The organism is Leisingera sp. ABM4_101 (assembly GCF_056158725.1).
The window spans coordinates 391,064-402,885 of sequence record NZ_JBSWTV010000002.1 but is presented as its reverse complement, the minus strand read 5'-3'; the positions used below and the strand labels follow the sequence as shown (position 1 = coordinate 402,885).

5 protein-coding genes are annotated in these 11,822 nt (G+C 66.2%); 4 read left to right on the top strand and 1 reads right to left on the bottom strand.

Going from position 1 to position 11,822, the window contains the following annotated elements:
• The first annotated feature begins 28 nt into the window (after positions 1 to 28).
• The 3 genes from ACXAEK_RS02980 to yaaA all read left to right on the top strand — a co-directional run bounded on the left by ACXAEK_RS02980 (position 29) and on the right by yaaA (position 3,293).
• Positions 29 to 316, top strand: coding sequence for a YggT family protein (locus tag ACXAEK_RS02980; RefSeq protein ID WP_475039852.1), 288 nt, complete (start codon positions 29 to 31; stop codon positions 314 to 316).
• Between the two features lie 125 nt (positions 317 to 441).
• On the top strand, positions 442 to 2,499 hold the full coding sequence (gene recQ, locus ACXAEK_RS02975) for a DNA helicase RecQ (RefSeq protein WP_475039850.1): 2,058 nt from the start codon (positions 442 to 444) through the stop codon (positions 2,497 to 2,499).
• Positions 2,500 to 2,528: 29 nt separating this feature from the next.
• Entirely contained in the window at positions 2,529 to 3,293 is a 765-nt protein-coding gene (gene yaaA, locus ACXAEK_RS02970; protein WP_475039848.1) for a peroxide stress protein YaaA, read from the top strand.
• A gap of 453 nt (positions 3,294 to 3,746) precedes the next feature.
• On the opposite strand, the gene ACXAEK_RS02965 is transcribed toward yaaA, so the two are convergent.
• On the bottom strand, positions 3,747 to 6,101 hold the full coding sequence (locus tag ACXAEK_RS02965; RefSeq protein WP_475039847.1) for a response regulator: 2,355 nt from the start codon (positions 6,099 to 6,101) through the stop codon (positions 3,747 to 3,749).
• Positions 6,102 to 6,249: 148 nt separating this feature from the next.
• Here ACXAEK_RS02965 and ACXAEK_RS02960 point away from each other — a divergent pair, with 148 nt between their 5' ends.
• Positions 6,250 to 11,697 (top strand): alpha-2-macroglobulin family protein, encoded by a 5,448-nt coding sequence (locus tag ACXAEK_RS02960; protein WP_475039845.1) that lies wholly within the window; start codon positions 6,250 to 6,252, stop codon positions 11,695 to 11,697.
• Positions 11,698 to 11,822: the final 125 nt, after the last annotated feature.

Genomic DNA, 11,822 nt, shown 5'->3' with positions numbered 1-11,822 from the left:
TGTGGCTGTTCGAAAGAGGGAAATACCGATGGTATCGCTGTTCCAAATCCTGATGCTGATCCTGGACATTGTCTGGTTCTTCATCATTGCCCATGTGATCATGAGCTGGCTGATCAATTTCCAGGTGCTGAACCTGCACCAGCAACTGGTGGCGCAGATCTGGTACGGGCTGAACCGGATCCTGGAACCGCTCTATGCTCCGGTGCGCCGGCTGATGCCCAACATGGGCGGGCTGGACCTTGCGCCGCTGGTGGTGCTGATCGGCGTCTACGCGCTGCGCATCATCCTGGTGAACAACGTCTCGGCGTTCTACTGATCTGAAAATCTCCGGCCCGGCATTTCCTGCCGGGCTTTTAACCTGCGGGCCTTGCCGCCCAATGCCTCCTGTGGGATTGTGCCTGCCAAAGAAGAGCAGCACTGACCACGAGGCCCTCCGCCCCCATGACGGATATGACCGCCCTCAGCGGCGCGACTCCCATTCTGCGCGAGATTTTCGGCTTTGACGCCTTCCGCCCCGGACAGGAGGAAATCGTCGATGCCGTGACCGCCGGGGAAAACGTGCTGGCAATCATGCCCACCGGCGGCGGCAAATCCCTGTGCTACCAGCTGCCCGCGCTGCTGCGCGACGGGATCACCGTGGTGATCTCCCCCCTCATCGCCCTGATGCGCGACCAGGTCCGCGCCTTGCAGGAGGCCGGCGTCAATGCAGGCGCGCTCACCTCCGGCAATACCGACGAAGAGACCGAAATGGTCTGGGAAGCCATCGAGGCCGGGCGCCTGAAACTCCTCTACATGGCCCCCGAACGTCTTGCCTCCGGTGCCGCCATGGGGATGCTGCGCCGTATCGGTGTCAGCCTGATTGCGGTGGATGAGGCGCATTGCGTCAGCCAATGGGGCCATGACTTCCGCCCTGACTACCTGCGCATCGGCGAGCTGCGCCGCGCCCTGGACGTACCGCTGGCGGCCTTCACCGCAACTGCGGATCAGGAAACCCAGGAAGAGATCGTCCAGAAACTGTTCGACGGTGAGGCCCCCCGCAGTTTTCTGCGTGGCTTTGACCGGCCCAACATCCATCTGGCCTTTGGCGCCAAGGACAGCCCGCGCCGCCAGATCCTGGAATTCGCCGCCGCCCGCAAAGGGCAATCCGGCATCGTCTACTGCGGCACCCGCGCCAAGACCGAAGCACTGTCAGCGGCCCTGCGCGAAGCAGGTCACAGCGCCTGTTTCTACCACGGCGGCATGGAGGCTGAGGACCGCCGCATCGTCGAGACCCGCTTCGCCCGCGAAGATGGGCTGATCGTGGTCGCCACCGTGGCCTTTGGCATGGGGATAGATAAGCCCGACATCCGCTGGGTCGCCCACGCCGACCTGCCGAAAAGCATCGAGGCCTATTATCAGGAAATCGGCCGTGCTGGCCGCGACGGGGCGCCTGCGGAAACCCTCACCCTGTTCGGCCCCGACGATATCCGCCTGCGCCGCAGCCAGATTGACGAGGGCCTCGCCCCGCCCGAACGCCGCGCCGCCGACCACGCGCGCCTGAATGCGCTCTTGGGCCTGGCCGAGGCGCTGCACTGCCGCCGCCAGAAACTGCTGGGCTACTTCGGCGAGGAGGCGGAACCCTGCGGCAATTGCGACCTCTGCGACACGCCTGCCGAAGTGTTCGACGGCACTACCGTGGTGAGGAAGGCGCTGTCGGCGGTTCTGCGGACAGAGGAATGGTTCGGCTCCGGCCATCTGATCGACATCCTCCTGGGCGCCGACAACGAGCGCATCCGCGCCAAACGCCATGACGAACTGTCGGTCTACGGCTGCGGCAAGGAACTCGGCAAGCGCCAGTGGCAGGCGGTATTCCGGCAGATGATGGGCCGCGACCTGTTGCGCCCCGACCCGGAACGCCACGGCGCCCTGCGCTTTACCGAAGCCGCTCTGCCGATCCTGCGCGGCGAGCAGTCCATTGACCTGCGCCGCGATACCATCAAATCAGCGGAGCGCCGCCCGGCCGTGAAGGCGCTGGTCTCCGAAGAAGACGCGCCGCTGTTGTCGGCCTTGAAGGCCAAGCGCCGGGCGCTGGCCGAGGCGCAGAAAGTACCGGCCTATGTGATCTTCCCCGACCGCACTCTGATTGAGATGGCTGAGGTGCGCCCGGAAACGCTGGACCAGATGGCCCGCATCAACGGCGTCGGCGCCAAGAAGCTGGAACGCTACGGCGATGATTTCCTGGGCGTGATCACCGGCGCTGCCGAGCAGCTGCACCCTGCCAGGCGCAAGCTGGCAGGGCGCGAATCCGGCTCTGTTTATGACGGGTTGCTTGAGGTGCAGGCGCAACTGGCCCGCGGCGAATGCGGCACCCTGAAGCCGCTCAGCTGTTCAGCCTCGCTGCTGGCCAAGGTTGCGCAGATGCGCAGCGATGACGAGGCGGGCATCACAAGACTGTTAGGGGAGCGCCGCGCCGAACGTTTTGCCTCGGCGTTTCTGGACGTCCTGCGCGGCGCGGGCTAGGGTCGCGCCAAGGATAGAAGGGGGCAGATATGCTGGTAGTGACCTCTCCGGCCAAGAAGCTGGACTGGGCAGAACGGGATCAGGAAATGACCTGGCCCGCGCTGCACGATGACGCGGTGGCACTGGCGGAGGTGGCGCGCGGGCAATCCGTGGCGGGTCTGATGAAGCTGATGCACATCAGCGAGGATCTGGCCAAGCTGAACCATACCCGTTTCCAGGAGTTTGCGGCCGACCCCAAGACAGACGCCACCCGCCCGGCGTCGCTGGCCTTTGCCGGCGATACCTACCAGGGGCTGGAAGCCGGGTCTTTGGATGCGGACGAAATGGCCTGGGCACAGGATCACTTCCGCATCCTGTCAGGGCTTTACGGTGTGCTGCGCCCGCTGGACGCGATGCAGCCCTACCGGCTGGAGATGGGGTCGCGGCTGAAAAACCCTCGCGGCAAGAACCTTTATGAGTTCTGGGGCAGCCGGATTTCCGAGGCCCTGAATGCGCAGGCTGAGACCGTGGGTGCGGAAGTACTGGTGAACTGCGCCAGTCAGGAGTATTTCGGCGCGGTGGATCTGGCGGCACTGAAGCCGCAGGTGGTCACGCCGGTGTTCATGGAAGACAAGAACGGCACGCCGAAAGTGGTGAGCTTCTATGCCAAACGCGCCCGCGGCGCGATGGCGCGCTACATCATCCAAGGCCGGCTGACTGATGCAGAGAGCCTCAAGGATTTTGATGCCGGCGGCTATGCCTACCAGCCGCAGATGTCGGAGCCGGACAAACCCGTCTTCCTGCGCAAGGCCTGAAGCAGGGCGGAACACAAAGCGGGCGGCGGCTCCCGCCCGCTCCGGCCCATTTAAAGAATGCACCGTCCCGGTTGGGCCCGGCAGCGCGCGGAACGCGCGCTGCCGGGCCCAAGGCCGCATAAGGGCGTCACCGGTGCAGCCGGTGCGCCCGTGGGCGCGGGAGCGCTCCGCCCGGGTAAGCGTGCCGGATGTGCGGAAGAGCGCGGTCCGCCTTGCGCAATGGGTTAGGGTCAGGATCTGTTCATCCTGCACCGCTGTTGCGCGAACAGCTGTAAGACAGGGGGGTGAGCGCGCCGGGACTGGCGGTGTCAATTCCAAGCGGTCAAAGCCGCTGCCCTGAAACGGTTCGCACGTCCGCAGGATGGCTGGGCTCTGCCCTTCGGCTGCTGCAGCTGTTTGCATCCGGGCAAATACCTGCAAGGGATGTTTTCAGCCGCTCAGCCGCTCAGCCGCTCAGCCGTTGCCGGGCACCGCCGCCTGGATTGGCGCGCTGCCAAGGTCCAGGGCCTGGGTATCAGCAGGCAGGCAGGAGCGGATCTTTTCATGGATCAGCGCCTTGCGCAGCGGCTTGGTCAGGTAATGGTCCAGCCCGGCCGCCAGGATCCCGTCCGAATCCCCGGCCATGGCATGGGCAGTCAGCGCCACAACCGGGACATGGCCGCCGGTCCCGGCCTCCAGCTTGCGGATCTCGGCGGTGGCCTGCTTGCCGTCCATCATAGGCATGGAAATATCCATGAAGATCAGGTCCGGGTTAAAGGTCCGGAACGCCTCGACCGCCTCCAGCCCGTTGTTTGCAAACTTCAGATCGATGTTCAGCTCTTTCACCATCTTGCGGAACACCAGCTGGTTGGTCTTGTTGTCCTCAGCTGCCAGCACCCGCATCCGGCGTTGCGCCAGAGCTGCCGGCGGCACGGCCGCCAGGCTCTCAGCAGGTTGTGCTGCAACTGCCGCGGGTGCAACGGCCTGGGGCCGGGCATCCGCTTCCGCCTCTGCAGAAGGCAGCACAGGCGGCGGTTCCGCCGCTGCAGAAGGCTCTGCCCCGGCACCGGGTGCCGCGGCCCCCGGCCCGCTGCGCTCCGGCCCGCCGGCCAGTTTGGCCAGCTGGCTGAACAGTTCGTCGCGCGGCGCCGGGGTCTGCAGCACCCCATTCACCAGGGCGCGGATCTCCGGGTCGTTGGCGGCCTGCGGGCTGGAATTCAGCAGCAGCACCGGAACCCCGCCCCAGGACCCGGCCTTCAGATCGCGGGCCAGCTGCACCCCGTCCAGCGCGGGCAGGTTGTGGCCGCTGATCACCAGATCGATGCTGTCCTGTATCGCTGCCATCGCCGCGGCCGCGGTCTCGGCAGTGGTCACATGGATGCCCAGCATCAGCAGATGCTTTTGCAGGATCTCGCAGTTCAGCGGCACATCGTCCACCAGAAGCACATGCCGCAGCGAGCCGGGCAGCTTCGGCAAGGCCTGATCCTCGGACCCCTCGATCGGCAGCGGCAGCCGGAAGCCGAAGCAGGAGCCCTGGCCCTCTTCGCTGTCGACCCAGATCTCGCCGCCCATCATCTCAATCAGCCGCTTGGAGATCGCCAGCCCCAGCCCGGTGCCCTCAAACTTGCGGTTGCGCTCATCCTCGACCTGGTTGAACTCGCCAAAGACGTGGTCGATCTTTTCGGCCGGTATGCCAATGCCGGTGTCCTCAATCGAGATGTGCACCGAGCACTGCCCATCCTCGGGTGAGGAAATGCCGGTCACCCGCAGGGTCACATGCCCCTCCTTGGTAAACTTGACCGCATTGCCTGCCAAGTTGGTCAGCACCTGGCGGATGCGCCCTGGATCGCCGGTAAAGCGGGTCGGCAGGAACAGGTCGTAATCGACCAACAGTGCCAGCCCCTTGTCCCGGGCCGTCGGCTGCAGCAGCATCACCACCTCGTGCAGGCTGCGCTCCAGGTCGAAGGGTTCGGGGTGCAGCTCCAGCTTGTCGGCCTCGATCTTGGAATAATCCAGAACGTCATTGATGATGACCAGCAGCGCCTCGCCGGAGTTCTTGATCGTGCTGGCATACAGCCGCTGTTCCTCGTCCAGTTCGGTGTCATTCAGCAGTTCGGCCATGCCCACCACCCCGTTCATCGGGGTGCGGATCTCATGGCTCATATTGGCGAGAAAGGCGGACTTGGCCCGGTTGGCGGCCTCGGCCCGGGCGCGGGCGGCACGCAGTTCCTTTTCGTAGCGCACGGTCGAGGTGATATCGAGCGCCAGCGTCACCATATCGCCGCCATGGCCGCGCTGATCGATCAGCCGCAGATAGCGCTCATCCCAAAGCTGGACCACAACCGGCGCCGGGGCCGGCGACAGCCAGCGCTCATTCATCATCGTGCGCCAGGCGTCCGCCGCCATCTCGCCGGTGTTGATCAGCCCTTCATCGGTCAGCAGCTGCAGGATGCGCACATAGGAAATCCCGGGCGAGACCTCCTCCAGCCCGTCAAAGATATTGAGATAGGCGGTATTGGCGCCGATCAGCTTGCTGTCGGCATCAAAGAAGGCAAAGCCGTCCTGAAAGGCCTGGATCGAATGCCACAGCCGCCGCTCTGCCGTTTCAATCTTTTCGTTTGCCGTATGGAGGTCGGATTTCACCTTGGCGTTTTCGTCGCGGACGGTTGCGACCTCTGCCTGGGTCTGGCCGATCTGCTTGGTCAGCGCCAGCGCGTGGCGGCCCAGTTTGCGGTTGGCAGCGGACAGCTCGGCCTGCTTCAGCTCAAGCAGGCGTTCGGCGGCCAGACGGGCGCGCCTTTCTTCCGCTAATTTGTTGGCAAGGCTCATCCCTGCGAACTCCGGCAAATCAAAATACGTTCGGCCCGCAGCAATCTTCACGCACCGATTGCAGCAGGCTGCCTGTAAAGTGTTACGCGGGTGAATCTTGCTATGGCGTTAAGCCCGTGCCAGCCTGCCCCCAGTTTTGGAGGGTGTCATGCCGCGTCTGTTTTCTGCAATTTTCATTATCTGCCTTGCTTTTTTAACGATCCGCCCCGCTGCCTGGGCCGGGCCGGAGGTTCCGGGTTTCCGTTATCAGAGTTTTGCCAACACCGATTTTTTCGGGTCTGACCTGCAGCCGTTGTTCGACACAGACATGGTCTCCTGCGCGAGGGCCTGTTCGGCACAGGCTGATTGCGCAGGTTTTGTGTTCAACCAGCGGGCCAATGCCTGTTTCCCCAAAACGGACCTGCAGCAATCCAGCCCCTATGACGGCGCAATATCGGCGCAGAAACAGGCAGTTCCGGCCGGTGTCGCCGCTGCTGCCGCTGCCCGCGCTGCGCGGCTTGGGCCTGCTGCCCGCCAGCATCTGGCGGGCGCGGCAGATCTGGCGCGGGATCTGGGGCTGGATTATCCGCTCGCCACCCGTGATGCGGCAGAGGCGATTGCCTTTGCCCGGTCGCTGCGCCGCTCGGGTGAGCCGCTGGCAGCGCTGCGCTGGATGGCACAGGCCGCGGTGCTGAGCAATTCGGCGCAGGATTGGACCCGTTTGTCGGACTATTTCCTGCGGGCCGCGCAAGAGACTGGCAACCGCAGCCAGCAGCGCCGCTACCGGCAGCGGGGCCAGCTGGCGGCGCTGAACGGCTATTTGCGGGCTGCGGCGCCCGAAGACCAGGCCCAGGCGCTGCGCCAGGCGGCAGAGGCGGTGGAAACACTGGGCCGCGGGCGGGACATGCTGCCGCTCCTGCATCTGGCGGAGGAGATCATCCCGCTCAAGGCCAATGCCGAGCTGCTGAACTATGCGATCCGCAAATACGGTTTCCGCGTCACCTCCAGCACTGTCGAAAGCGACACCGCCGCACCGCGCATCTGCGCCGAGTTCTCTGAGGATTTGGAACAGGCCGGCACCGATTACGAAAATTACGTGCGCCTGCCCGAGGCCAGTCTCGCCGTCACCGCCCAGGGCCGCCAGCTTTGCCTGGACGGGGTGGAGCACGGCAAGCGCTACCGCATCACCCTGCGCCGCGGCCTGCCGGCGGCCAGCGGCGAGCAGCTCTATAAGGACGTGGAGCTGACCCACTACGTGCGCGACCGCGCACCCAAGGTCCGCTTCCCGGGCCGCGCCTATGTGCTGCCCGCGGGCGGCGCGGCGGCGCTGCCGGTGGAAACCGTGAACCTCACCGCCCTCGACCTGCGGCTGCGCCGGGTCAGCAGCCGCAACGTGCTGCGCACCCTGCAGGAGGGGTACTTCGCCAAGCCGCTCTCCCATTGGGAGGACGAGCATTTCGCCGCGGATATTGCCGAAGAAATCTGGACCGGCAGCGCCGAAGTGGACACCGCTATCAATCAGGAAATGACCAGCCGCCTGCCGCTGGATCAGGCCCTAACCGGGCGGAAACCGGGTCTTTACGCGTTGACCGCCCGGGTGCCGGGGGCTGACCCCTACGACGATGCCGGCGCCACCCAGTGGTTCGTGCTGACCTCCCTGGGCCTTTCCACCATGTCCGGCAGTGATGGCCTGCATGTGCATGTGCAGGGCTTGGCTGATGCCAAACCGCGGGCAGATGCCGAGATCAGCTTGATCTCCGCCGCCAACGAGGTGCTGGCAACCCAGACCAGTGACGCCAGCGGCTATGTGCATTTCGCCCCCGGCCTGACCCGCGGCACTGGCGGCGCGGCGCCGGCGCTGATCACCGCATGGGCGAGGGAGGGCGATTTCACCTTCCTGCCCCTCAATGACGCCGCCTTTGATCTGTCGGACCGCGGCGTTTCGGGCCGTCCCGCACCGGGGCCGGTTGATGTGTTCCTCGCCACCACCCGCGGCGCCTTTCGCGCCGGTGAAACCGTGCATGTTACCGCGCTGGCCCGGGACAGCAACGCACAAGCCATCGACGGCCTGCCGCTCACCGTGATCCTGTTGCGCCCGGACGGCGTGGAATATACCCGCCAGACCTCCGCCGCTGGCCATCAGGGCGGCCATGTCTTTGCCCTCGCCACCGGCCCCGCCGCCCCGCGCGGCACCTGGCGGATCGAGATCAAGAGCGACCTCAAGGCCCCCGCGCTGGCCAGCCGCCAGATCCTGGTCGAGGATTTCCTGCCCGAACGCATCGACTTTGAACAGGAGGTTACGAATGCCGACAGCCTCCAGCCCAGCGGCGCAGCCAAGATTGATCTGCAAGCCGATTACCTGTTCGGCGCTCCCGGCGCGGGCCTGAAGGTGGAGGGCAGCCTCCGCCTCACCGCCGCAAACACACTGGAGCAATGGCCCGGCTTCCGCTTTGGCCGCTATGATGAGGTGTCTTCTGCCCAAACCGAATATTTCGGCGGCCAGGAGACCGGAGCCGACGGCAGTGCGACTTTTCCGGCCAGCCTCCCCGCCGCGACCCCCGCAGAGGGCAAGCCTCTGCTGGCAACCCTCACCACCCGCGTTGCCGACGGGTCCGCCCGTCCCGTGGAACGTTCGATGGAACTGCCCGTCCGCCCCGCTGGTCCGGTCCTTGGCATCAAACCCATGTTTGACGAGGTCGCGGCAGAAGGCTCTGAGGCAGGCTTCGAACTCATCGCCCTGGCCCCGGACCTAACCCCGATGCCGATGCGCGTGAAATGGACACTGAACCGGGTCGAGACCCGCTACCAATGGTATCAGCTCTACGGCAATTGGAACTGGGAGCCCATCACCCGCCGCACCCGCATCGCCACTGGCGAGGCGCAGCTGGGCAGCGACCCGCTGCCGCTGTCGCAGCCCGTCGATTGGGGCCGTTATGAACTAGTGGTCGAGCGTCTCGACGGCGCTTATGCCTCTGCCGCCTATGACTTCTATGCCGGCTGGTACGCGCCTGAAGGCAGCACCGAAACCCCCTCCCGGCTGGACCTGTCGCTGGACCGCGAAAGCTACGCCCCCGGCGACACCGCCCGCCTGCGCATTGTGCCGCAAGCAGCCGGCACCGCGCTGGTTTCGGTGGTCTCCAACCACCTGATCCACCGTATGGCAGTGGAGGTCCCGGCCGGCGAAACCGTGATCCCGCTGGAGGTGACGCAGGACTGGGGCAGCGGCGCCTATGTGACGGCAACCGTGATCCAGCCGGTGGCAGGCGACCGTGGCCGCACGCCCCTGCGCGCCCTGGGCCTGGCCCACGCCAGCGTCACCCAGCCCGGCCAGCAGCTGCAGATCGCGATTGACGTCCCTGAGGTAGTCCGCCCGCGCGGCACGCAAGTGGCAAAAATCCGTGTGGATGGCGCGGCGGAGGGCGAGGAGGTCTGGCTGACCGTGGCCGCCGTCGACCTCGGCATCCTCAACCTCACTGGCTTCACCAGCCCCGATCCCAGCGCGCATTACTACGGCCAGCGCCGTTTAGGCGTGGAGCTGCGCGACGTTTATGGCCGCCTCATTGACCCCGGCAACGGTGCGATGGGCCGCATCCGCTCCGGCGGCGACGCGGACAGCGGCATGAAGATGCAATCGCCGCCGCCGACGCAGGACCTGGTGGCGCTGTTCTCCGGCCCCTTGCAGGTGGACGCCAATGGCGAGGCTGAATTCCCCCTGACGCTGCCCGCCTTCAACGGTACCGTGCGGCTGATGGCGGTGGCCTGGTCGGGCAAGGCCTTGGGACAGGCAGAGGCCGACATGCTGGTGCGCGATCCTGTGGTGGTCACCGCCTCGCTGCCGCGCTTCCTGGCGCCGGGCGATGAAAGCCGCGCCCGCATTGAAATCGTCCACGCCGACGGCCCCGCCGGTGAGATGGCCCTCAGCGCCGGCACCGCAGGCGGCCTGACACTGGGCAGCCTGCCCGCCTCCGTCACTCTGGCGGAGCAGGGCAAGACAGTGCTCGAACTCCCAGTCACGGCTGAAACCGTGGGCGACCACGAACTGATCCTGGCCCTCACCACCCCGGACGGACAGGAACTGCGCCAGACCCTGCGGATGCCGGTCCGTGCCAATGATCCGGTGACGTCCCAGACCCGCCGTTTCACTCTGGCAGCTGGCGACACTTTCCTGTTCAGCAAGGACGTCTTCACCGGCCTGCGCCCCGGCACCGCGCGGGCCACAATCTCCTCCGGCCCGCTGGCGAAATTCGACGTGCCGGGCCTCCTGGCGGAGCTGGACCAGTACCCCTACGGCTGTACTGAGCAGGTCACTTCCAAGGCGCTGCCGCTCCTCTACCTCAGCTCTGTCGCGCAGGCGGCGGGGCTGGGCGACGGCCCGGCGGTGGATGCGCGCATCAACGCCGCCATCCGCCAGGTGCTGACCCGCCAGGCCCCCTCCGGAGCCTTTGGCCTCTGGCGCGCCGACAGCGGTGAGTTCTGGCTTGATGCCTATGCGAGCGACTTCCTCAGCCGCGCCCGTGCCCAAGGCTACTCGGTTCCGCAGCAGGCCTTTGCCCAGGCGATGGACAACCTGCGCAACCGCATCAACTACGCCCCGGATTTCGACACAGGCGGCGAGGAGATCGCCTATGCCCTCCTGGTGCTGGCCCGCGAAGGTGCCGCCCAGATGGGCGACCTGCGCTATTATGCGGATGTGAAGGGTGAGGGTTTTGCCACACCCCTTGCCGCCGCCCAGCTAGGTGCCGCGCTTGCCGCCTATGGCGACCAGCGCCGGGCTGACCGGATGTTCGCCCGCGCCGCGCAGATGATCGGCTCTGATGAACAGGGCGAAGCCCGCCTCTGGCGCGCCGACTTCGGCACACGCCTGCGCGACACCGCGGGCGTTCTGGCGCTGGCGGCAGAGGCCGGATCGAAGGCCGTTGACCGCGCTGGCCTGTCAGCGCAGCTATCGAACGCCAGCGGCATCCGCTCCACCCAAGAATCCGCCTGGACCCTGATGGCGGCCCACGCGCTGGCGCAGAACCCCGAGGACTCCGGCCTGCTGGTCAACGGCCAGCCCGTGCAGGGCCCGTTTGTTGAGGCCGCAGACGGTCAAGATACGCCGGAACTGGCGCTCACTGCCGCCAGCGGCCGCACGGCAGAGATCACCCTCACCACGCTTGGCGTGCCAGAGGTCCCGCCCGCCGCGGGCGGCTTCGGCTACACCATCGAGCGCAGCTACTACACGCTGGAGGGCCAGCCGCTGGATGCGCAAACGGTCAGCGCCGGCGCGCGCTTCGTGGCGGTCCTGCGGGTCCAGCCGCATGAGAAAACTGGTGCAAGGCTGATGATCAATGACCCGCTGCCTGCGGGGTTTGAGATCGACAACCCCAACCTCCTGCGCTCCGGCGATTTGCGCGATCTCGACTGGCTGAACCCGGCAGAGGCCGAGCACGCCGAATTCCGCAGCGACCGCTTCCTGGCGGCGGTGAACGTGCGCGATGCCTCTCCGGTGACTCTGGCCTATGTGGTCCGCGCGGTAACGCCCGGCGTGTTCCACCACCCGGCGGCGTCGGTTGAGGACATGTACCGCCCGGCGTACCGCGCGCGGACCGGCACCGGGCGTGTGGAGGTCAGGTGAAACGCCTGTTCAACAGAACTAAGGGCATTGCCCGTCCGCGGGTGGACGAGTATCGCCCGCCGTCGTGCTGCAAGCACGCCTCCGGCGTGACGGGGGCGGACGGGCGATGCTCGGCCTATCGGCCA